Annotated in this window: 18 protein-coding genes; 1 reads left to right on the top strand and 17 read right to left on the bottom strand. The window is 64.6% G+C overall.

Features of this window, described 5'->3' with window-relative positions; translation table 11 throughout:
* The first annotated feature begins 3 nt into the window (after positions 1 to 3).
* Positions 4 to 444 carry a type II 3-dehydroquinate dehydratase gene (gene aroQ / locus ABIC90_RS15275; protein ID WP_354355263.1) on the top strand — a complete coding sequence of 147 codons (441 nt, stop codon included), beginning with the start codon at positions 4 to 6 and terminating at the stop codon, positions 442 to 444.
* Positions 445 to 448: 4 nt separating this feature from the next.
* Here the strand turns inward: aroQ and ABIC90_RS15270 are convergent, their stop codons facing one another.
* The 17 genes from ABIC90_RS15270 to ABIC90_RS15190 all read right to left on the bottom strand — a co-directional run bounded on the left by ABIC90_RS15270 (position 449) and on the right by ABIC90_RS15190 (position 21,123).
* Positions 449 to 1,984 (bottom strand): SpoVR family protein, encoded by a 1,536-nt coding sequence (locus ABIC90_RS15270; protein WP_354355261.1) that lies wholly within the window; start codon positions 1,982 to 1,984, stop codon positions 449 to 451.
* Positions 1,981 to 3,273 carry a YeaH/YhbH family protein gene (locus ABIC90_RS15265; RefSeq protein ID WP_354355259.1) on the bottom strand — a complete coding sequence of 431 codons (1,293 nt, stop codon included), beginning with the start codon at positions 3,271 to 3,273 and terminating at the stop codon, positions 1,981 to 1,983. The genes ABIC90_RS15270 and ABIC90_RS15265 overlap by 4 nt, the downstream gene beginning before the upstream one ends.
* A gap of 49 nt (positions 3,274 to 3,322) precedes the next feature.
* Positions 3,323 to 5,245, bottom strand: coding sequence for a PrkA family serine protein kinase (locus ABIC90_RS15260; protein WP_354355257.1), 1,923 nt, complete (start codon positions 5,243 to 5,245; stop codon positions 3,323 to 3,325).
* Positions 5,246 to 6,003: 758 nt separating this feature from the next.
* Complete coding sequence (gene dnaJ, locus ABIC90_RS15255; RefSeq protein ID WP_354355255.1) at positions 6,004 to 7,143, bottom strand: molecular chaperone DnaJ; 1,140 nt, start codon at positions 7,141 to 7,143, stop codon at positions 6,004 to 6,006.
* Positions 7,144 to 7,254: 111 nt separating this feature from the next.
* A complete protein-coding gene (gene dnaK, locus ABIC90_RS15250) occupies positions 7,255 to 9,195 on the bottom strand; it encodes a molecular chaperone DnaK (RefSeq protein ID WP_354355253.1) in 1,941 nt (646 codons plus the stop codon).
* A 111-nt stretch (positions 9,196 to 9,306) separates the two neighbouring features.
* Positions 9,307 to 9,873 carry a nucleotide exchange factor GrpE gene (grpE, locus tag ABIC90_RS15245; protein ID WP_354355251.1) on the bottom strand — a complete coding sequence of 189 codons (567 nt, stop codon included), beginning with the start codon at positions 9,871 to 9,873 and terminating at the stop codon, positions 9,307 to 9,309.
* A 156-nt stretch (positions 9,874 to 10,029) separates the two neighbouring features.
* Positions 10,030 to 10,380, bottom strand: a complete 351-nt coding sequence (locus ABIC90_RS15240) for an FKBP-type peptidyl-prolyl cis-trans isomerase (protein WP_013540334.1) — start codon at positions 10,378 to 10,380, stop codon at positions 10,030 to 10,032.
* A gap of 91 nt (positions 10,381 to 10,471) precedes the next feature.
* Complete coding sequence (locus ABIC90_RS15235) at positions 10,472 to 10,906, bottom strand: winged helix-turn-helix transcriptional regulator (RefSeq protein ID WP_354355249.1); 435 nt, start codon at positions 10,904 to 10,906, stop codon at positions 10,472 to 10,474.
* A 192-nt stretch (positions 10,907 to 11,098) separates the two neighbouring features.
* Complete coding sequence (gene asd, locus ABIC90_RS15230) at positions 11,099 to 11,950, bottom strand: archaetidylserine decarboxylase (protein ID WP_354355247.1); 852 nt, start codon at positions 11,948 to 11,950, stop codon at positions 11,099 to 11,101.
* Between the two features lie 605 nt (positions 11,951 to 12,555).
* Positions 12,556 to 13,563 (bottom strand): Bug family tripartite tricarboxylate transporter substrate binding protein, encoded by a 1,008-nt coding sequence (locus ABIC90_RS15225; RefSeq protein ID WP_354355245.1) that lies wholly within the window; start codon positions 13,561 to 13,563, stop codon positions 12,556 to 12,558.
* A gap of 90 nt (positions 13,564 to 13,653) precedes the next feature.
* Positions 13,654 to 14,730: a lactonase family protein gene (locus ABIC90_RS15220; RefSeq protein ID WP_354355243.1), complete on the bottom strand. Its 1,077-nt coding sequence runs from the start codon at positions 14,728 to 14,730 to the stop codon at positions 13,654 to 13,656.
* 20 nt (positions 14,731 to 14,750) lie between these two features.
* Entirely contained in the window at positions 14,751 to 15,734 is a 984-nt protein-coding gene (locus tag ABIC90_RS15215) for a tripartite tricarboxylate transporter substrate binding protein (protein WP_354355241.1), read from the bottom strand.
* Positions 15,735 to 15,799: 65 nt separating this feature from the next.
* Positions 15,800 to 16,561, bottom strand: a complete 762-nt coding sequence (locus tag ABIC90_RS15210; RefSeq protein ID WP_354355239.1) for an SDR family NAD(P)-dependent oxidoreductase — start codon at positions 16,559 to 16,561, stop codon at positions 15,800 to 15,802.
* 37 nt (positions 16,562 to 16,598) lie between these two features.
* On the bottom strand, positions 16,599 to 18,176 hold the full coding sequence (gene garD / locus ABIC90_RS15205; RefSeq protein WP_354355237.1) for a galactarate dehydratase: 1,578 nt from the start codon (positions 18,174 to 18,176) through the stop codon (positions 16,599 to 16,601).
* A 19-nt stretch (positions 18,177 to 18,195) separates the two neighbouring features.
* Positions 18,196 to 19,491 (bottom strand): TRAP transporter large permease, encoded by a 1,296-nt coding sequence (locus ABIC90_RS15200; protein ID WP_354355235.1) that lies wholly within the window; start codon positions 19,489 to 19,491, stop codon positions 18,196 to 18,198.
* A 6-nt stretch (positions 19,492 to 19,497) separates the two neighbouring features.
* The gene (locus ABIC90_RS15195; protein ID WP_354355233.1) at positions 19,498 to 19,986 is read right to left on the bottom strand and encodes a TRAP transporter small permease; all 489 of its coding nucleotides are present in this window, start codon (positions 19,984 to 19,986) and stop codon (positions 19,498 to 19,500) included.
* 159 nt (positions 19,987 to 20,145) lie between these two features.
* Positions 20,146 to 21,123, bottom strand: a complete 978-nt coding sequence (locus ABIC90_RS15190; protein WP_354355231.1) for a TRAP transporter substrate-binding protein — start codon at positions 21,121 to 21,123, stop codon at positions 20,146 to 20,148.
* Positions 21,124 to 21,150 lie beyond the last annotated feature (27 nt).

The raw sequence follows: 21,150 nt of genomic DNA, 5'->3' as shown, positions 1-21,150 counted from the left end.
ATCATGAAGAAAATCCTCGTCCTCAACGGCCCCAACCTCAACCTGCTCGGCACCCGCGAGCCCGAGCAATACGGCCGCGACACGCTGGCCGATGTGGAGCGCCTGTGCAAGGAAACGGGTGCCAAGCACGGTGTGGACATCGAATGCCGCCAGTCGAACCACGAAGGCGTGCTGATCGACTGGATCCAGGAAGCAGGCCGCGAAGTGGCCGCCGGCCACATGCTGGGCGTGGTGATGAACCCCGGCGCCTACACGCACACCTCGATTGCGCTGCACGATGCGATCAAGGGCGCGAGCGTGCCGGTGATCGAGCTGCACATCTCGAACGTCCATGCGCGCGAAGAGTTTCGCCACCACTCGTTCATTTCGCCCGCGGCGCGCGGGATCATCGTGGGGCTGGGAGTCAAAGGCTACACGCTGGCGATTGCCGCACTGGTGCCCTGACCCGCTAGTACATCTGCTTGGGCGCCGCGGCCTTCCAGCTGCGGCTGATGCGCCCGACGCTGTCGATGCTCTCCAGGTGCACGTCGAAGCCCCAGAGCCTGGCGACGTGCTTGAGCACCTCTTCCGCGCCATCGTGAAGCGGCAGGTTGTTGCGCTGCGTGTGGCGCAGCGTGAGCGAGCGGTCGCCGCGCGTGGCGACGTTCCACACCTGGATGTCGGGCTCGCGGCTGCCGATGTCGTACTGGCGTGACAGCGATTCGCGCAGCGCCTGGTAGCCGCTGTCGTCGTGAATGGCGGACACCTCGAGCTCCGATTCGCTCTGGAAATCGCGGATCGAGAACAGGCGGAAATCGCGCATCGTCTTGGGGCTCAGGAACTGGCCGATGAAGCTCTCGTCCTTGAAGTTGCGCATCGCGTAGTCGAGCGTCTTGACCCAGTCGGTGCCCGCGTAGTCGGGGAACCAGCGGCGGTCTTCCGCATTGGGCTTCTCGCAGATGCGGCGCAGCTCGGTGAACATCGCAAAGCCCAGCGCATAGGGGTTGATGCCGCTGTAGGCGCGGTGGCCCACCGGCGGCTGGAAGATCACGCCCGTGTGCGAGCTGAGCCATTCCATCATGAAGCCGTCGGCCAGCTGGCCGCGCTCGTACATGGTGTTGAGCAGCGTGTAGTGCCAGAAGGTGGCCCAACCTTCGTTCATCACCTGCGTCTGGCGCTGCGGATAGAAGTACTGGGCGATCTTGCGCACGATGCGCACCACCTCGCGCTGCCAGGGTTCGAGCAGCGCGGCGTTCTTCTCGATGAAATAGAGCAGGTTCTCCTGCGGCTCCGAAGGAAAGCGGCGCGCGGCGTCGTGCTCGGCCGCCTGTTCCGCGCGCTTGGGCAGCGTGCGCCAGAGGTCGTTGACCTGTTGCTGCATGTGCCGCTCGCGGTCCGCGCGCTGAATGCTTTCTTGCGCCAGCGAGCGCTTCTGCGGGCGGCGATAGCGGTCGACGCCGTAGTTCATCAGCGCATGGCAGGAGTCGAGCAGTTCCTCCACAGCATCCAGGCCGTGCCGCTCCTCGCACTCGGCGATGTAGTGGCGCGCGTAGACCAGGTAATCGATGATCGACGACGCATCGGTCCACATCCGGAACAGGTAGTTGCCCTTGAAGAAGCTGTTGTGGCCGTAGGCCGCATGGGCGATCACCAGGGCCTGCATGGCCATGGTGTTTTCTTCCATCAGGTAGGCGATGCAGGGGTCGGAGTTGATGACGATCTCATACGCCAGCCCCATGTGGCCACGCTTGTAGTTCTTCTCGGTCGAGATGAACTGTTTGCCGTACGACCAGTGGCGGTAGATCATGGGCATGCCCACGCTGGCGTAGGCGTCCATCATCTGTTCGGCGGTGATCACCTCCAGCTGGTTGGGGTACACGTCCAGGCCGAAGCCCTTGGCCGTCTTGGCGATTTCGGTGTGGTAGGTCTCGATGAGATCGAAGGTCCAGTCCGACGGGCTGGGCAGGCGCTCCAGCGGACGCTCGGTGGCGATGATGGTGCTCATGAGGTGACCCCTTCCTTCTTGAACAGGTCGCGGAACACCGGGTAGATGTCCTGGGCGTCCGCGACCTTGCGCATCGCGAAGTTGGGCTGTATGCCTTCGAGCTGCGCGTATTCCTGCCAAAGGTTCTGCTCGGTCTCGGCCACCTGCACATAGGCGTAGTAGCGCACCACCGGCAGGATGTTGTCGACCAGCAGTTCGCGGCAGCGGCCGCTGTCCTGGTGCCAGTTGTCGCCGTCGCTGGCCTGCGCGCCGTACACGTTCCATTCGCCGCTGGGGTAGCGCGCCTTGATGATCTCGTCCATCAGCACCAGCGCGCTGGACACCACGGTGCCGCCGGTTTCGGTGGCGTGAAAGAACTCTTCCTCGCTCACTTCCTGTGCCTGCGTGTGATGGCGCAGGAACACCAGGTCGATGGTTTCGTAGTGGCGCGTCAGGAACATGTAGAGCAGCATGAAGAAGCGCTTGGCCATGTCCTTGCGCGCCTCGTCCATCGAGCCCGACACGTCCATGAGGCAGAACATCACGCACTTGGCGCTGGGCACGGGCGTCTTCACGCGGTTGCGGTAGCGCAGGTCGATGGGGTCGATGTAGGGCACGTGCCGCATGGTGCGGCGCAGCTCGGCAATGAGCGCTTCGGTGTCGCGGATTTCCTTTTCGATCAGCGCCGTTGCGGCCTGCGGATGTTGCTGCAGGTGAAGCAGGTGGGCTTCCAGGCGCTTGAGTTCCTTGCGTGGTTCGCCGCCCAACGCGATGCGCCGCGCCAGCGCTCCGCGCATCGAGCGCACCACATGCAGGTTGTTGGGCGAGCCGTCGCTGGTAAAGCCGGCGCGGTGGCTCTTCCACTCGGGCACGTCGGCGATCTGGGTGCGAATGAGGTGCGGTAGCGCGAGGTCGTCGAAGAAGACGCGCATGAATTCTTCGCGCGTGAGGCGGAAGACGAAGTCGTCCTCACCCTCGCCGCCGTCGCCCGCTTCACCGCTGCCCGAACCGCCGCCGGCCTGGCCTTCGGGCCGCGCGATGCGGTCGCCCTTGAGGTATTCCTGGTTGCCCGGATGCACGTACTCGCGGTCGCCGCCACGCGCGTGGCCGAACACCGGTTCGGACACATCGTGGCGCGGCAGGGTCACGTCTTCGCCATGCTCCAGTTCGCGGATGTTGCGGCCGCTCACTGCGCGCCGCACCGCCTCCTGGATCTGCCCCTTGTAGCGCCGGAGAAAGCGCTCGCGGTTGCCAATGGACTTGTTCTTGCCCGATAGCCGGCGGTCGATGATCTGCTGCAGGATGGCCACGATGGTGTCAAAGCTCCTTGCAAAGAAGAGGACGATTCAGGCGTCGTCGTTATGAACTCTTGCGCACGCGCAGGTACCACTCGCAGAGCAGGCGGACCTGCTTGGCCGTGTAGCCCTTCTCGACCATGCGCGTGACGAAGTCCTCGTGCTTCTTCTGCTCGTCGGCGCTGCTCTTGGTGTTGAAGCTGATCACCGGCAGCAGCTCTTCGGTGTTGGAGAACATCTTCTTCTCGATCACCGCGCGCAGCTTTTCGTAGCTGGTCCACGCCGGGTTGCGTCCCGCGTTGCCCGCCCGTGCGCGCAGCACGAAGTTGACGATCTCGTTGCGGAAGTCCTTGGGGTTGCCGATGCCCGCGGGCCGCTCGATCTTCTCGAGTTCGGCGTTGAGCGAGGCGCGGTCGAACACTTCGCCGGTGTCCACGTCGCGGAACTCCTGGTCCTGGATCCAGTAGTCGGCGTAGGTGACGTAGCGGTCGAAGATGTTCTGGCCGTACTCGCTGTAGCTCTCCAGGTACGCGGTCTGGATTTCCTTGCCGATGAACTCGGCATAGCGCGGGGCCAGCAGCTCCTTGATGTAGCTGATGTACTTCTGCTCGACCTCGGGCGCGAACTGCTCGCGCTCGATCTGCTGCTCCAGCACATACATCAGGTGCACCGGATTGGCGGCGACCTCGGAGCTGTCGAAGTTGAAGACCTTGGAGATGATCTTGAAGGCGAAGCGGGTGGAAACGCCGCTCATGCCTTCGTCCACACCCGCGTAGTCTCGGTACTCCTGGATCGACTTGGCCTTGGGGTCGGTGTCCTTCAGGCTCTCGCCGTCGTAGACCTGCATCTTGCTGAAGGTGCTGGAGTTTTCGGGCTCCTTCAGCCGCGTGAGCACCGACAGCTGCGCCATCATGCGCAGCGTGCCGGGGGCGCAGGGCGCCTGGGCCAGCGAAGAGTTGCGCACCAGCTTCTCGTAGATCTTGATTTCTTCCGAGGCGCGCAGGCAGTACGGCACCTTGACGATGTAGATCCGGTCGAGGAAAGCCTCGTTGTTCTTGTTGTTGCGGAAAGCCTTCCACTCGCTCTCGTTGCTGTGCGCGAGCACGATGCCGTCGAACGGAATGGCGCCGAAGCCTTCGGTGCCCTTGAAGTTGCTCTCCTGCGTGGCCGTGAGCAGCGGGTGCAGCACCTTGATGGGCGCCTTGAACATTTCCACGAACTCCAGCAACCCCTGGTTGGCCAGGCAGAGGCCCCCGGAGTAGGCGTAGGCGTCCGGATCGTCCTGGGCGTAGGTCTCCAGCTTGCGGATGTCGACCTTGCCGACCAGCGAGGAGATGTCCTGGTTGTTCTCGTCGCCCGGCTCGGTCTTGGCGACGGCGATCTGCCGCAGCACCGACGGGTAGCGCTTGACCACCTTGAACTGGCGGATGTCGCCGCCGTACTCCTCCAGGCGCTTGACGGCCCAGGGAGAAAGAATCCGGTTCAGGTAGCGGCGCGGGATGCCGTACTCTTTTTCAAGTATTTCGCCGTCTTCGAGGCTGTCGAAGAGGCCCAGGGGCGATTCGTTCACCGGCGAACCGTGGATCGCATAGAAGGGCACATGCTCCATGAGCTGCTTCAGGCGCTCCGCGATCGAGCTCTTGCCGCCGCCGACCGGACCCAGCAGGTAAAGGATTTGCTTCTTTTCTTCCAATCCCTGCGCGGCATGTCGGAAATAAGACACGACCTGTTCGATGGCATCTTCCATGCCATAGAACTCCTTGAACGCCGGATAGATTTTGATGACCTTGTTGGCGAAGATGCGCGACAGCCGGGGGTCGTTGCGCGTATCGACCAGTTGGGGTTCGCCAATGGCCTTGAGCATTCGCTCGGAGGCCATGGCGTAGGCGGTTGGGTCGCGTTTGCAGATATCGAGATATTCCTGCAGGGAGATCACCTCCTCGCGGGTGCGCTCGTAGCGGGCGGCAAAGTTGCTGATCACATCCATGGTCACGCCTCCATCAGGTCAGTGGGGCTTTTGGCCCCGGAGCCTGCAGCAAAGGCAATGCGCGCCGTTTAAAAGGTGTGCCGCCCCCGCTGCACGCGGTGGAAAACTCCCTACAACATTCTGCTAACAATCAGGATAAAGCAAAGATCGAACCCGGCAAATATTTAATTGATTGGGAACCTTACTCGTGAGTAAAGTTCCTGAAAAAACAGGAACTAGTATTCGAAATTCAGCTAAATTAATAGGCTCGCTGCGCGTAATTCTCCCCGGGTGAAATGGCTATATCGAATGGCCAATCTTTCACTGATCCTTTCATTGGTGTTTTCCCGGAAACGCATCTCCTATTGAGCGCTGCAGCTCAATAAAAACCCTGTCTCTCCCGCAATAACGCGCGATCTGTCGTTTGGTTTATTGCACATTCAGAAAATATCTAAAAGCAATCATCACGCCACGTTGGGATAGGCAGCTGTCGCATGTACGCGTGGGAAAGCAGCGTGGATGCCGTGCGTCATGGGCGCGTGTGGTGCAGCGGGCACTGGGCCTGTGCCCACGGGTGGTTTTGCGGCTGCGAACGCACCAGTCGGAAGAGGCGAGGTGCTCTGGCGCAGCGCCTGTCCTCCTGCGGCATACCGGTTGAGCGCGCTTGTGACAGGCGAAGAAAAGCCCTGAGGCCCTGGTGCAAGCGGTGCACGCAGAGGCTCAGGGCCTCGAGTTTTTCCGCACGGCTTTGGTGCCCGGCGGAAGCTGCGCTTTTCAGATCAGCTGAAAAATTCCTTGGCCTTGTCGAGCCAGCCCTTGTCGGTGGGGCTGTGCTTGTCGCCACCCTTCTTGAGCGACTCGTCGAGCTCCTTGAGCAGCTTGCGCTGGTGCTCGGTGAGCTTGACCGGCGTCTCGACGCGCACGTGGCAGTACAGGTCGCCCGGGTAGCTCGAACGCACGCCCTTGATGCCTTTGCCGCGCAGGCGGAACTGCTTGCCGCTTTGCGTGCCGTCGGGAATGTCGATGGCCGCCGCGCCCTTGAGCGTGGGCACGTTGATTTCGCCGCCGAGCGCCGCCGTGGTCACGCTGACCGGCACCACGCAGTGCAGGTCGTCGCCGTCGCGCTCGAAGAGCTCGTGCTTCTTGAGGCGGATCTCGATGTACAGGTCGCCCGGAGGCCCGCCGTTGGTGCCCGGCTCGCCGTTGCCGGTGCTGCGGATGCGCATGCCGTCGTCGATGCCGGCCGGGATCTTCACTTCCAGCGTCTTGTTGTTCTTGATCTTGCCCTGGCCGTGGCACACGGTGCAGGGCTCGGGAATGATCTTGCCGCTGCCGTGGCAGGTGGGGCAGGTCTGCTGCACGCTGAAGAAGCCCTGGCGCATCTGTACCGCGCCCGCGCCATGGCAGGTGGTGCAGGTGATGGGCTTGGTGCCGGGCTTGGCGCCCGAGCCTTTGCAGGTATCGCAGTTGTCCCAGCTGGGGATGCGGATCTGGGCGTCCTTGCCCTCGGCCGCTTCTTCCAGCGTGACTTCCATCGCGTAGCTCAGGTCGCTGCCGCGGAACACCTGGCGCCCGCCGCTCTGGCGGCCGCCGCGCGCACCGCCGAACACGTCGCCGAAGATGTCGCCGAAGGCTTCAGCGAAGCCGCCGAAGCCTTCCGCGCCGGGGCCGCCGCGCATGTTGGGGTCGACGCCGGCGTGGCCGTACTGGTCGTAGGCTGCGCGCTTCTGGCCGTCGGACAGCATTTCGTAGGCTTCCTTCACCTCCTTGAACTTGGCCTCGGCGTCCTTGCTGGTGTCGCCGTGGTTGCGGTCGGGGTGGTGCTTCATCGCAAGCTTGCGATAAGCCTTCTTGATTTCGTCCTCGTTCGCGTTCTTGGGAACGCCGAGGGTTTCGTAATAGTCGCGTTTGGTGGCCATGGCAGGTCGTCGATCAGGGGGCTCGGGAGACGGCGGTAACTCGGGTGACTTGAAGCGAGAAAGGCTGGAGCACCCCGTGGGGCGATCCAGCCTTGGTCAAGGGGCTGTGGATCAGCCCTTCTTGACTTCCTTGACTTCGGCGTCGACCACGTTGTCGTCGGCCTGCGCACTTGCAGCAGCTTCCGCGCCAGCCGGACCGCTGGCGGCCGAGGCGCTGGCCGCGGCTGCTTGCGACTCGGCGTACATCTTCTCGCCGAGCTTCTGGCTGGCGGTCATCAGCGTGTTGGTCTTTTCCTCGATCACGGCCTTGTCTTCACCCTTGAGGGCTTCTTCCACGTCCTTGATCGCGGCTTCGATCGCTTCCTTCTCGGAAGCCTCGAGGCTTGCACCATGTTCGCCCAGCGACTTCTTCACGCTGTGCACCATGGCCTCGCCCTGGTTGCGGGCCTGCACGATTTCGAGCTTCTTCTTGTCGTCTTCGGCATTGAGCTCGGCGTCCTTCACCATCTTCTGGATCTCGTCTTCGCTCAAGCCCGAGTTCGCCTTGATGGTGATCTTGTTTTCCTTGCCCGTGCCCTTGTCCTTGGCGCCCACATGCAGGATGCCGTTGGCGTCGATGTCGAAGCTCACCTCGATCTGCGGCGTGCCGCGCGATGCCGGCGGAATGCCTTCGAGGTTGAATTCGCCCAGCGCCTTGTTGCCCGAGGCGATCTCGCGCTCGCCCTGGAACACCTTGATGGTCACGGCCGGCTGGTTGTCCTCGGCCGTCGAGAAGGTCTGCGCGAACTTCGTCGGGATCGTGGTGTTCTTGGTGATCATCTTGGTCATCACGCCGCCCATGGTCTCGATGCCCAGCGACAGCGGGGTCACGTCGAGCAGCAGCACGTCCTTGCGGTCGCCGGACAGCACCTGGCCCTGGATGGCGGCGCCGACAGCCACGGCTTCGTCGGGGTTCACGTCCTTGCGCGGTTCCTTGCCGAAGAAGGCCTTCACCTTTTCCTGCACCTTGGGCATGCGGGTCATGCCGCCGACCAGGATCACGTCGTTGATGTCGCTCACGCTGATGCCGGCGTCCTTGATGGCCAGGCGGCAGGGCGCGATGGTGCGCTCGACCAGCTCGTCCACCAGGCTCTCCAGCTTGGCGCGGGTCAGCTTGATGTTCAGGTGCTTCGGACCCGAGGCGTCGGCCGTGATGTAGGGCAGGTTGATGTCGGTCTGCGCGCTGTTCGACAGTTCGATCTTGGCCTTTTCAGCGGCTTCCTTCAGGCGTTGGAGCGCCAGCACGTCCTTGCTCAGGTCGACGCCCTGTTCCTTTTTGAACTCGGCAATGATGTAGTCGATGATGCGCTGGTCGAAGTCTTCGCCGCCGAGGAAGGTGTCGCCGTTGGTCGACAGCACTTCGAACTGCTTCTCGCCGTCGACGTCCGCGATTTCGATGATCGACACGTCGAAGGTGCCGCCGCCCAGGTCATACACGGCGATCTTGCGGTCGGCCTTGTCCTGCTTGTCCAGGCCGAAGGCCAGGGCCGCGGCGGTGGGCTCGTTGATGATGCGCTTGACGTCCAGGCCCGCGATGCGGCCGGCATCCTTGGTGGCTTGGCGCTGGGCGTCGTTGAAGTAGGCCGGCACCGTGATCACGGCTTCGGTGATGGTTTCGCCGAGATAGTCTTCGGCGGTCTTCTTCATCTTGCGCAGGATGTCGGCGCTGACCTGCTGGGGCGCCATCTTCTTGCCGCGCACTTCGACCCATGCGTCGCCGTTGTCGGCCTTGGCGATGGTGTAGGGCATCAGGTCGATGTCCTTCTGCACTTCCTTTTCCTCGAACTTGCGGCCGATCAAACGCTTGATCGCGTACAGCGTGTTCTTGGGGTTGGTCACGGCCTGGCGCTTGGCCGAGGCGCCGACCAGCACTTCACCGTCTTCCTGGTACGCGACGATCGACGGCGTGGTGCGCGCGCCTTCGGAGTTCTCGATCACACGCGTGGTGTTGCCTTCCATGATCGAGACGCACGAGTTGGTGGTGCCGAGGTCGATGCCGATGATCTTTGCCATGTTCTTTACTCCTGAAGACTGAAAAAAATGTTGTTATGAACTTGTGGATAACCCGGCGCGATTCAAGGGAAGACGCGGGGATTTCCTGTGGGAATCTTGTGTGCCGATGGATTACTTAGGTGCGCTGACAGTGACCAGCGCCGGGCGCAGCACGCGCTCGTTGATGGTGTAGCCCTTCTGCAGCACGCTCACCACGGTGTTGGGTTCCTGCTCGGGCGCGGGCACCACCGAGATGGCCTGGTGCTGGTGCGGATCGAACTTGGTGCCGGCGGCCGGGGCCACTTCGATCACCTTGTTGCGTTCGAGCGCGCTCTTGAGCTGGCGCAGCGTGGCTTCGGCGCCTTCGCGGATCTGCTCGGGGGTGGCGTCCTTGATGGCGAGTCCGGCTTCCAGGCTGTCGGTCACGGGCAGCAGGCTCTCGGCGAAGGCCTCGACCGCGAACTTGCGGGCCTTGGTGATTTCGTCGTCGGCACGGCGGCGGGCGTTTTGAACGTCGGCCTGGGCGCGCAGGTACTGGTCGGCCAGTTCGGCGTTCTTGGCCTGCAGAGCGGCAAGCTCGCCTTGGGCGGCCACCAGCGCATCGGCTTCGTTGGCGGCCTGCGCGGCCTCCAGTTCTTCGGGACTTGGCTCGCCTTGCAGCATTTGCGAATTCTGTGCGGATTGTTGCGGGTCAGACATTTTTCAAAGAACGGCATGCGCCGGAAAACAAACGGTAGCCAGCCACTTGGGGCTGGCCCGAGGCATTTCAAGCGAAAAAATGCGGAAAAAGGGGCCGCCGAGGCATGAAAAAGGCCCGAAACCGGGCCTGTGTGCCGAGGCTTGGCTGGCGAGCGTTCAGTGCGCGTCGAGCAGTTCGACGTCGAACTTGAGCGTGGCGTTCGGGGGAATCACGCCACCGGCGCCGCGGGCGCCATAGCCCAGCGATGCGGGAATGATCAGCGTGCGCTTGCCGCCGATCTTCATGCCGGCCACGCCTTCGTCCCAGCCCTTGATGACCTGGCCGGCGCCCAGCGAGAACGCGAACGGGTCGTTGCGATCGCGGCTCGAATCGAACTTGGCGCCTTGGACGCCGTCGTTGTAGAGCCAGCCGGTGTAGTGCACATGCACGTGCTGGCCGGCCTTGGCTTCGGCGCCGGTGCCGACTTCGGTGTCTTCGTATTGCAGGCCGGAGGGGGTGGTGGGCATGGGAAACGCTCCTTGCGTCGATGAGAGGGGTGAATGGAATCGAAGGCGGGGAGTTTACCGAGCCCGGGCGGGCGGCCCGGGGGCTGCCCGCTCAGTCCGTCGTGTCGGCTGGAGGAGCGGGGGGCGGAGGCGCAGAGGAAGAGGGAGAAGAAGAGGGCGCCGGCTGCGGCGCTACAGGCGCAGCGGCCAGTGCTGCCGCGGATGTGGCCGCCGGCGCCGCCACCTTCTTGAGCTGGCCCAGTTGCCACTTGCTGGCAAAGGCCTGCAGGTCGGACAGGCGCTTGAGCAGGTCCTGCCCGCTCAAGGTGAGGCAATAGCCGTCGCTGCCGTGGCTTACGACGCCGGCCTCGCGCAGTTCCTTGATGCGGGTGTTCAGTGTGTTGGGAGTGATGCCGCCGACGCTGTCCTGCAGCAGCCGGAAGGTCTGGGCATGGCCGTCGCGCAGGGCCCAGAGCACACGCAACGCATAGCGGGCCTCCAGCAGTGCGAGCAACTGGTTGACGGCTGCGTTTTCCTTGGTGCTCATCGACATCATCTCCTCGAAGCTGGGCGGGCCGTGGACCTGGACGAGGCCGATGCGCGCATTCTTGTTTGTGACTGGTTACCGACCGTCTGGTACCGCCGGCCTGGCTGGCGGACGACTATAGCTCAAGCGATCAGAATGCTACTAGTTTTATAGCTGTGAGGGTATGCTGCATGCGGGTTGTGAGACAAAGCCTCACAAATTCGTGTAGTCGGCCATGGCTTCGCCCAGACGGATCGCGCGGGTGGGCGACCAATCGGGGTTGAACGCCAGCGCGGGCGCCGGGAACAGCATGACGACGGTGGAGCCGAGCAAGAAACGGCCCATCTCGTCGCCCTTCCTGATGTCGATCTGCTGGTCGCTGTAGCTCCACTCGCGCAGTTCGCCGACGCGCGGCGGATTGACCACGCCGTGCCACACAGTGGCCATGCTGCCGACGATGGTGGCGCCCACGAGCACCAGCACGAAGGGCCCGCGCGCCGATTCGAAGACACACACCACGCGCTCGTTGCGGGCAAAGAGGCCGGGCACGCCGCGCGCGGTGGTCGGGTTGACCGAGAACAGGTCGCCGGGCACATGGATCATGCGCACCAGTCGGCCGTCGCAGGGCATGTGGATGCGGTGGTAATCCTTGGGGCTCAGGTACAGCGTGGCGAAGCTGCCGTGCGCGAACTGGGCGGCGAGCGCGGCGTCGCCGCCGACCAGCGCGGTCGTCGTGTAGGCGTGGCCCTTGGCCTGGAAAATCTGGTCGCCTTCGATGGCGCCGAACTGGCTGATCGCGCCGTCCACGGGACACACCAGATCGGCCTGTGCGAGCGGGCGCATGCCGGGCTTGAGGGCGCGCGTGAAAAACTGGTTGAAGCTCTTGTAGTGCGCGATGTCGGACTCGAGCGCTTCGCCCATGTCCACACCGTACTTGGCGACGAAGCGGCGAATGATCCACGTCGTGACGGCACCGCGTTCCTTTCCAGCAACCCAGCCGGCGAAGTTGGTCAGGGCCTGCTTGGGGAACAGGTATTGAGGCAGAACTGCTGAGCGGTCGGACACGTGTGGGGGCTTTGAATGCGGATCGGAGGGGCATTCTATAAAGCGCCTCCTGTGGGGGGCGTAGGAGGCTTCCCTTGGTTGTTTGTCCGTGGCTTTGTTGGGGAGCGCCCGGCCTGCGGTGCGGCTCGGACGGCCCCACTGTGCCGGCCCTTCGGGCTTCCCTGCGGTGCTCGCGTCTCGCGGGGTCTTGCAGAACTCGCCTTCGGCTCAAACAGCTGCAAGCCCTGATCCGCGAAACGCTGCGCTCCTCGGCGGCACAGAGGGGCCGTCCGAGCCGCACCGCAGGCCGGGCGCTGTCGTGGCTTTGATGCCGCCGCCCTCACCCCAGCCCTCTCCCAGAGGGAAAGGGAGGAGGTCCAAACACACGACCGCTATGACCAAGGCGATGGGGGTTGAGCCCTGGGGCGGCCGTTGAGGCACCGCCGAGCAGCACAGCGACGGGCGGATCAGGGCTCGCCGCTGTTTGAGTGGAACGCAGCGGAGCGAGTTCGGCGAGACCCCGCCCGTCGCGAGCAGCGCAGGGCAGCCCGAAGGGCCGGTGACGTCGGCCGCCCCAGGGCTCAACCCCCATCGCCTGCCCCGATCGCATTCACCCCGATAAAAAACTACTCCGCCTTGATCCCCGCAGCCTTGATCACCCCCGCCCACTTCTCCACTTCAGCCTTCTGGAACGCCGCGATCTGCGCGGTCGTCAGGTCGGCCGGCTCCATGCCGAAGCCCTTCAGCTTGTCCTGCATCTCCGGCGTCGCAAGGATCTTGCGGATCTCGGTGTGCAGCCTTTCCACGACAGGCGACGGCGTGCCCGCGGGCACGAACAGCGCCTGCCAGGACACCACCTCGAAGTCGCTCAGCCCCTGCACGCCCGACTCGGCCACCGTCGGCACGTCGGGCATCGAGGCCAGGCGCTTGGCCGAGGTCACGGCGATGGCACGCAGCTTGCCGCTCTGGATGTGAGGACCCGCCACCACCGTGGTGTCGAACATCATGTCGACCTGGCCGCCGATCACGTCCTGGATCGCCGGGCCGCTGCCCTTGTACGGAATGTGCGTGAACTTCACGCCCGACTTGAAGGCCAGAAGTTCCAGCGCCAGGTGCTGCGAAGTGCCCGTGCCGGCCGATGCCGACGAGAGCCCGCCCGCCTTGGCCTTGCTGGCTTCGAGCACGTCCTTCAGCGTCTTGTAGGGGCTCGCCTGGTTCACCACCAGCACCACCGGGTTGGTGCCGATGAGCGTCACCGGAGCAAAGGACTTCTGCGGGTCGTAGCCGAGCTTGGGATACAGGCTCACGTTGATCGCATGCGAGCTGATCGTGCCGCCCACCAGCGTGAAGCCGTCCGGTGCCGCGCGGGCGCCGATCTCCGAGCCCACGCTGCCGCCGGCGCCGCCCTTGTTGTCGATGATCACGCTGGTGCCCAGCGCGGTGCCCAGCTTCTGGCCGATGAGCCGGCCCAGCACGTCGGTGGTGCCGCCCGCGGGGAAGGGCACCAGGTAGGTGATGGCCTTGCCCGTCGGCCAGTTGTTGCTGCTCTGCGCGAACGCAGGCAGGCCTGCTGCCGCGAACGACGAGGCGATGGAAGAGGCGAGGGCGGTTCGAATCAATGTACGGCGTTGCATGTCTTTGTCTCCGGTGGTTTGTGTGGCGATGGAATGAATCAGTGAGTGAATGAGCGACGAGGTGATCGGCAGGTGCGGCGGACCTCGGCCTCAGGGCAGGTCCACGATCTCGACCCAGTTCGGGTTCTTGCCCACGCCCAGGCGCTCGGGCTTGCCCAGGGCGCCCGTTGCGGCGTCGATCGCGTAGAGCGAAACGCTGTGCGACTCCTGCCCCGCGGCAATCAGGTAGCGGCCGCTCGGATCGATCGCGAAACCGCGCGGCGTTTTCTCGGTCGGCGTCTGGCCGAGCGGCTGCAACTGGCCCGTGGCTGCATCGACCCTGAACGCCGACAGCGTGCTCGAGGTGCGCTCCGACGCATACAGGTAGCGCCCGTCCGGCGTCAGGTGCAGGTCGGCGGCCCAGGGCTTGCCGTTGAAGCCTGGGGGCAGCGTGGTGGTGCTCTGTTGGAGCTTCAGCGTGCCGCGCGCGGCATCCCATGCGAACACATGCAGGGCCGCGTCGAGTTCGTCCAGCAGGTAGACGTGGCGCTGCGCCTTGTCCCAGACGAAGTGGCGCGGCCCGGCTTTGGCTGCGGTGGCGGTCAGCGCCGGGTCGTTGGGCGACAGCAAACCCTTCTCGGCATCGAAGCGCCAGCTGGAGATGTTGTCGCCGCCCAGGCTGGTGGCGAGCACATGGCGATTGCTCGCATCCGCATGGATCGCATGCGCGTTGGGGCCGGTCTGCACCAGTTGCTGGATGGCGCCCACCGTGCCGTCCTTGCCGATGGCATTCACCGAGATCTTGCCGCCCTGGTAGGACGCCGCAAAAAGCCACTTGCCGCTCGCATCCAGGTCGATGTTGGCCATGCTGTCGGCCAGCGGCGCCTCACCCAGTTTCTGCAGCTTGCCGGTGGCCGCATCGATGGACAGCGCGGTCACGCGAAAAGGCTGTGAGCGCAGCGCGGCGTACAGCACGCGCTTGTCCCGGCTCACCACCATCGGCATCACCGTGCCGCCGACGTTGAGCGTTTGCACCGGCGCAAGCGTGCCCTTGTCGCGGTCCAGCGCGAGCACCGAGATCTCCTGGCTGTCGGCGTTCGACACATAGACCCAGGTGGCGGCGGATGCGTGGCCGGCGGCGGCCAGCCACAGCAGCGATGCGATGGTTTTCTTGGTGACCGCGTTCATGGCCGTGTCCATCGCCGTGTTCAGGGCTTGATGTTGAGCTTGGTGATCAGCTGCTTGAAGTACACGTTGTCCTTGGCCAGCGTCTCCTTGAATACGGCGCCGTCGGTGTAGACGTAGCCCAGGTTCTGCTTGTCCATCACTTCGTGCATCAGCGGTTCGGCGGCCGTCTTGGCGGTCATCTCGCGCAGCTTGGCCATCACCTCGGGCGGCGTGTTCTTCGGCGCGCCGATGCCGCGCCAGGTGCCGATCGACAGGTCGATGCCGCGCTCCTTGGCGGTCGGGATTTTTTCAAAGCCCTTGACGCGCTTGTCGGCCATCACCATCAGCACCTTGAGCTTGCCGCCCTGCACATGCGTGGTCACTTCAGCGGGGCTCACCGCCACCGCTTCGATGTGGCCGCCCAGCAGCGCGAGCACCGCGGGTGCCGCGCCCTGGAAGGGGATGTGACCGAACTTGGTGCCGGTCTTGTCTTCCAGCGCGGCCGCGGCCAGGTGCCAGATGGAGCCGTTGCCCGAATTGCCCACGCGGATGCTTTCGGGCGACTTCTTGGCGGCGGCAAGGAATTCTTCGATCGTGTTCCACGGCGCATCGGCCTTCACGGTGATCGCGGCCGGGTCGGCGTTGAGCTGCGCAATCGGCTGGAAGTCGTCGTAGTTGAACTTGGCCAGGCCCAGGTGCGGCAGTGTCAGCAACTCGACCGTGAGCACCGCGAGCTTGTAGCCGTCGGGCTTGGCGTTGATCACCTCGGTCCAGCCGATGGCGCCGCCCGCGCCAGGGCGGTTGACGATCACGATGCTCTGCGAGATGTGCTTGCGGCTCGCTTCGGAGAACGCGCGCGCCAGGCCGTCGGTGCCGCCGCCCGGCTGGTAGGGCACCAGCAGTTCGATGGGGCGGTTCGGAAAGTCGTTGGCCGCCTGCGCAGACGCCGCCGGGGCCAGCCCGAGCGAGAGGGTGGCCGTGGCCGAGAGCGCCGCCAGGGCGCGCAGGAAGTTGCTTCTTCTCATGATGTTTCTTGTCTCCGTTGTTGATCTGATCCACGAACGCCCGCGAGGGCGTTTCCTCCAGAACTTCAGGGCATGTACTGCCCGCCATTCACCTCGATGACCTGTCCGGTGACGTAGCCCGAGAGCTGCTCCGAAGCCAGGTACAGGAATGCGCCGACGCACTCCTCCGGCTCGCCGATGCGCCCCATCGGAATGCTCGCGCGGAAGTTCTCCAGCATCGCTGGCGTGGAGAAGCGGTCCTGAAAAGGCGTCTGGATCACGCCCGGCGCGACCGCGTTCACGCGGATCTTGTCGCCCACCAGTTCCTTGGCCAGACCATGCGTCGCGGTGCTCACGAAACCCTTGGAGCCCGCGTACAGGTAGGCTGCCGGTCCGCCGCCGGTGCGTGCCGCGACCGAGGTCACGTTGATGATGTTGCCGCCGCCCTGCGTGCGCATCAGCGGAACCACCTCGCGGCAGAACGCGAGCACCGAGCGCGCGTTGATGTGCATCACCTCGTCGAAGAGCGCATCGTCGAACTCGGCGATGGGCACGCGCTTGACCAGGCTGCCGGCGTTGTTCACCAGCACGTCGATGCGGCTGAACTCCGCCTGGGTCTGCTTGACGCAGTCGCGGATCGCGGCGGTGTCGCGCACGTCGGCCTTCACCGCGAAGGCGGTGCCCCCGGCGGCGCGGATCGTCTCGACGACCTGGGCGGCCGCATCGGCCGAGCTGTTGTAGTGCACCGCCACGCGCATCCCGCGCGCAGCGAAGGCGATGGCCACGGCGGCGCCGATGCCGGTGCTGGCGCCGGTGACGAGGGCGGTCTTGTCCTTGAGGTCTTCCATGTCGGTGTTCCTTGTGGTCTGTAGCGAGGTTGTTCGGTCAGGTCACGGGCGCGGGGTTGAACAGCACCAGCGCGTTGTGCAGCTTCCAGTGCTCCGCCCAGGTCTTCTTCTTGCCGCTGGCCACATCGAGCATCAGCCGGAACAGCTCCCAGCCCACGTCCTCGATGGTGGCGTCGCCGTCGGCGATGCGGCCCGCGTTCACGTCCATCAGGTCGTGCCAGCGGCGCGCAAGATCGCTGCGCGTGGCGACCTTGATGACCGGCACTTCGGCCAGCCCGTAGGGCGTGCCGCGGCCGGTCGTGAAGATGTGCAGGTTGATGCCCGCGGCCAGCTGCAGCGTGCCGCAGATGAAATCGCTGGCGGGCGTTGCCGCGTAGATCAGGCCCTTCTGACTGACCTTCTCGCCGGGCGAGAGCACGCCCGAGATCGGCCCCGAGCCCGACTTCACGATGGAGCCCATCGCCTTCTCGACGATGTTGGAGAGCCCGCCCTTCTTGTTGCCGGGCGTGGTGTTGGCGCTGCGGTCGACGCGGCCCTTCTGCAGGTAGGCGTCGTACCAGGCCATCTCGCGGATCATGGCCTCGGCCACTTCGGGCGACGAGGCGCGCGAGGTGAGCTGGTCGATGCCGTCGCGCACCTCGGTGGTTTCCGAGAACATCACGGTGGCGCCCGCGCGCACCAGGAGGTCGGTGGCAAAGCCCACGGCCGGGTTCGCGGTCACGCCCGAGAAGGCATCGCTGCCGCCGCACTGCACGCCGACCACGAGTTCGCTCGCGGGCACGGTCTCGCGCCGGCGCGCGTTCAGGCGTGCGAGATGCACTTCGGCCTGGCGCATGACCGAATCGATCATCGACATGAAGCCGACGTGCGCGTCGTCCTGCAGGAACACCACGTCCAGCGCTTCGCCGGCAACGCCACCGCCGCGCTGGTCGGCAATGGGAATGGTGCCCGGCGGCAGCAGGCGCTCGGGCTGCAGCTTCTCGCAGCCCAGGCTCACCACCATCACCTCGCCGCCGAAGTTGGGGTTGAGGCTGATGTTGCGCAGCGTGCGGATCGGGATGATCGCGTCGGGCGCGTCGATGGCCACGCCGCAGCCGTAGCTGTGCTCCAGCGCCACCACGTCGTCGACCTTGGGGTATTTGGGCAGCAGCTCGGCCTTGATGCGCTGCACCGCGAATTCGGTCACGCCGGCCACGCACTGCACGGTCTGCGTGATGGCCAGGATGTTGCGCGAGCCCACCGAGCCATCGGCATTGCGGTAGCCCTCGAAGGTGTAGCCCTCCAGCGGCGGCATGGCCGGCGGCCTGACCGTCGCGATGGGCAGGCCTTCGAGCTCGGGCGCCGTGGGCATGCGCATCACGCGCTCGTGCACCCAGCTGCCGCGCGGCAGCGCCTTCTGCGCGTAGCCGATCACCACGTTGTAGCGGACGATGGCATCGCCCTCGGCCAGTTCAGTCAGCGCGACCTTGTGGCCTTGCGGCACGTTGTCCACCAGCACGAGGCCGTCGGCGAACGTCGCGCCCGTTTTCAGGCCGCCGTCGTTCGCGACGATGGCGACGTTGTCTGCCGCGTGGATGCGGATGTAGAGCGGGGGGCGGGTGGTTGTGTCGGCCATCGTGGAGCTCTTTCTTGGCTTACTTCACCACCATGAACAGGCCTGGGAGCCAGGTGGAGAAAGCAGGGACGAATGTGACCACGCCGAGCGCGAAGATCAACGCACCGTAGAACGGCCAGATCGTCCTCATCACCGTGCCCACCGAGACGCCTCCGATCGCGCAGCCCACGAATTGCGTGGTGCCCACCGGCGGCGTGTTCAGGCCCAGCGCGCAGTTGATCAACATCACCACGCCGAACTGCACCGAGGTCATGCCGTAGTGCTGTGCGATCGGCAAAAAGATCGGCGTGCACAGCAGGATGGTCGCGGCCATGTCCAGGAAGGTGCCCAGCACGAACAGGATGATGTTGATGAGCAGGAAGATCATCCACGGCGTGGTGGTGATCTGCGACAGCATCTGGCCCGTGAGCTCGGCCACGCCGTAGAGGCTGATGAGGTAGCCGAAGGTGCTGGAGATGCCGATCAGCAGCAGGATGACGCCCGTGGTGCGCACGGCTTTCGAGGCTGCCTTGATGAAGTGTTCCCACTTCAGCGTGCGGTACACGAAGATCGTGAGGCCCAGTGCATAGAGCACCGCCACCGCGGCCGATTCGGTCGCCGTGAAGATGCCCGACAGGATGCCGCCGAGGATCAGCACCACGATGAACAGGCCCGGCAGGGCCGCCGCGAACGAACGCGCCACGATGGCCCAGCCCGGGAAGCTGCCGGCCGGGTAGCCGCGCTTGACCGCCACCAGGTAGGCGGCCGCGAGGTTGCTGATGGTGAGCACCGCCGCCGGCAGCAGCGCCGCCAGGATCAGCGCCGCGATGGACACCTTGCCGCCCGCCGCGAGCGAATAGATGATCAGGTTGTGGCTGGTCGGCATCAGCGCGCCCACCAGTGCCGCGTGGGTGGTCACGTTGACTGCGTAGTCGGCGTGATAGCCCTCTTTCTTCATCATCGGGATCATCACGGCGCCCATGGCCGAGACGTCCGCCACGGGCGAGCCCGAGACGCCGCCGAACAGCGTGCAGGCCACCACGTTCGACATGCCCAGGCCGCCGCGCACATGGCCCACCAGGTTGCGCGCGAAGTTGACGATGCGGTCCGCGATGCCGCCGTAGAGCATCAGCTCGCCGGCGAAGATGAAGAACGGAATCGCAAGGAACGAGAAGATGCCCATGCCCGAGGTCATCTGCTGGAAGCCCACCGCGAGCGGCAGGCCTTCATACAGCAGCGTGGCCAGGGCCGAGAGCCCGATCGAGAACGCGACCGGCACACCCAGCAGCAGGAAGACGATGAACGAGAGGCTCAGAATGAGGAGAGGAATGGTCATGTTGGCTCAAGCCCAGGCAGGTTCGACTTCGCGGCCCTGAGCGAGCGCGATGATGTGTTCGATGGAGAACATCACGATGAGCACGCCGGCCACGGAGGCGGGCACGTATTTCCAGCCTTCGGAGATCCAGAGCGTGGGCAGGCGGTAGTCCCACACCGATTCGGCGAGCGAGGCGCAGTTCCAGGCCATGGTGAGGCCGAAGATCAGGATCAGCGCGTGGATCAGGTATTCCATCTTCAGGCGCAGCCAGTCGGGCGCCAGCACCAGGAACGATTCGAGGCCGATGTGGCCTGCATCCCGCACGCCGACGGCCACGCCGAACATGGTGACGTAGATCACCAGCAGCAGCGCGAGGCTTTCAGCCCAGGTGGGGGTGTTGTTGAGCACGTAGCGGCCGAACACCTGCCAGCTCACCGCGCAGATCACCGCGACGAGACCGAGGATGCCCAACCACATGCAGGCACGGGCGAGGGTGCGGCAAAGTTTGGTGTACATGAGAGTTCTTCTTTGTCTTTCTCCCTCCCCTTCCGGGGGAGGGCAGGGGTGGGGGCAAGCGGCATTCGATGAAGCATTGCGCCGAACAAGCGCCGCTTGCCCCCATCCCAACCTTCCCCCGGAAGGGGAAGGAGCCAATTCAACAATCCGGCTTGCTTGTTACTTCGTGTCCTGCACGCGCTTGACCAAGTCCTTGAGCTTCGCGTCGGTGATGAACTTGTCGTACACCGGCTTCATCGCGGCCTGGAACGGGGCCTTGTCGACGTCGATGATCTCGGCGCCGCCGGCCTTCACCGTGGCCAGCGACTTGATCTCGCGCTCTTGCCATTGCTTGCGCATGTAGGGCACCGACTCCTTGGCGGCCTGGCGGATCCAGCCTTGCTCTTCGGCGGAGAGCTTGTCCCACACGCGCTTGGAGAACAGCAACATCTCGGGGGCCATCGAGTGCTCGGTCTTGCTGTAGTACTTGGCCACTTCGAAGGCGCGTGCGCTTTCATAGGTGGGGTAGTTGTTTTCGGCGGCGTCGATCAGGCCGGTCTTCAGGCCCGTGTAGACCTCGCCCATGGGCATGGGCGTGGCGTTGGCGCCCATGGCTTCGAGCATCGACACCCACAGGTCGGACTGCTGCACGCGGACCTTCAGGCCCTTCATGTCGGCGAAGCTGCGCACCGGCTTCTTGGCGGTGAACATCGAGCGCGCGCCGCTGTCGTAGTACGCCAGTCCGACAAAGCCCTGCTTCTCGCACGACTTGAGGATTTCCTCTCCGATCGGGCCGTCCAGCACCTTGTGCAGATGGTCCACCGAACGGAACAGGAAGGGCATGGTCGGCACCTGCGTCTCGGCGCAGATGTTGTTCATGGGGGCGATGTTCACGCGCACCATCTGCAGCGCGCCGATCTTGGTCTGCTCGATGGTGTCCTTTTCGCTGCCCAGCGAACTGTTGTTGAACACACGGATGGTGTGCTTGCCGCCCGACAGCGCCTTGAGCCGTTCGCTCATGAACTTGACCGCGGTCACGGTCGGGTAGTCGTCGGGGTGGATGTCGGCCGAGCGGAACTCGGTGGCGCTTGCAGCCATGGTGGACAGCGCGGCTGCGGCGCCCACGGCAAGTGCGATCAGGGTCTTGTGCAATTTCATTTGTCTCTTCCTCTGGGGGGTGGTTGT

This window comes from Variovorax boronicumulans, assembly GCF_040544675.1.
Taxonomy (GTDB): Bacteria; Pseudomonadota; Gammaproteobacteria; order Burkholderiales; family Burkholderiaceae_C; genus Variovorax; species Variovorax boronicumulans_D.
Note: the sequence above shows the minus strand (reverse complement) of the source record. Positions and strands in the feature narration are given on the sequence as shown.

What these genes read in the sequence shown, in the direction of transcription:
- aroQ (WP_354355263.1), top strand. Translation starts at nt 4, where the DNA reads ATGAAGAAAATCCTCGTCCTCAACGGCCCCAACCTCAACCTGCTCGGC.
- ABIC90_RS15270 (WP_354355261.1), bottom strand. Translation starts at nt 1,984, where the DNA reads ATGAGCACCATCATCGCCACCGAGCGTCCGCTGGAGCGCCTGCCCAGC.
- ABIC90_RS15260 (WP_354355257.1), bottom strand. Translation starts at nt 5,245, where the DNA reads ATGGATGTGATCAGCAACTTTGCCGCCCGCTACGAGCGCACCCGCGAG.
- dnaJ (WP_354355255.1), bottom strand. Translation starts at nt 7,143, where the DNA reads ATGGCCACCAAACGCGACTATTACGAAACCCTCGGCGTTCCCAAGAAC.
- dnaK (WP_354355253.1), bottom strand. Translation starts at nt 9,195, where the DNA reads ATGGCAAAGATCATCGGCATCGACCTCGGCACCACCAACTCGTGCGTC.
- grpE (WP_354355251.1), bottom strand. Translation starts at nt 9,873, where the DNA reads ATGTCTGACCCGCAACAATCCGCACAGAATTCGCAAATGCTGCAAGGC.
- ABIC90_RS15240 (WP_013540334.1), bottom strand. Translation starts at nt 10,380, where the DNA reads ATGCCCACCACCCCCTCCGGCCTGCAATACGAAGACACCGAAGTCGGC.
- ABIC90_RS15235 (WP_354355249.1), bottom strand. Translation starts at nt 10,906, where the DNA reads ATGAGCACCAAGGAAAACGCAGCCGTCAACCAGTTGCTCGCACTGCTG.
- ABIC90_RS15225 (WP_354355245.1), bottom strand. Translation starts at nt 13,563, where the DNA reads ATGCAACGCCGTACATTGATTCGAACCGCCCTCGCCTCTTCCATCGCC.
- ABIC90_RS15220 (WP_354355243.1), bottom strand. Translation starts at nt 14,730, where the DNA reads ATGAACGCGGTCACCAAGAAAACCATCGCATCGCTGCTGTGGCTGGCC.
- ABIC90_RS15215 (WP_354355241.1), bottom strand. Translation starts at nt 15,734, where the DNA reads ATGAGAAGAAGCAACTTCCTGCGCGCCCTGGCGGCGCTCTCGGCCACG.
- ABIC90_RS15210 (WP_354355239.1), bottom strand. Translation starts at nt 16,561, where the DNA reads ATGGAAGACCTCAAGGACAAGACCGCCCTCGTCACCGGCGCCAGCACC.
- garD (WP_354355237.1), bottom strand. Translation starts at nt 18,176, where the DNA reads ATGGCCGACACAACCACCCGCCCCCCGCTCTACATCCGCATCCACGCG.
- ABIC90_RS15200 (WP_354355235.1), bottom strand. Translation starts at nt 19,491, where the DNA reads ATGACCATTCCTCTCCTCATTCTGAGCCTCTCGTTCATCGTCTTCCTG.
- ABIC90_RS15195 (WP_354355233.1), bottom strand. Translation starts at nt 19,986, where the DNA reads ATGTACACCAAACTTTGCCGCACCCTCGCCCGTGCCTGCATGTGGTTG.
- ABIC90_RS15190 (WP_354355231.1), bottom strand. Translation starts at nt 21,123, where the DNA reads ATGAAATTGCACAAGACCCTGATCGCACTTGCCGTGGGCGCCGCAGCC.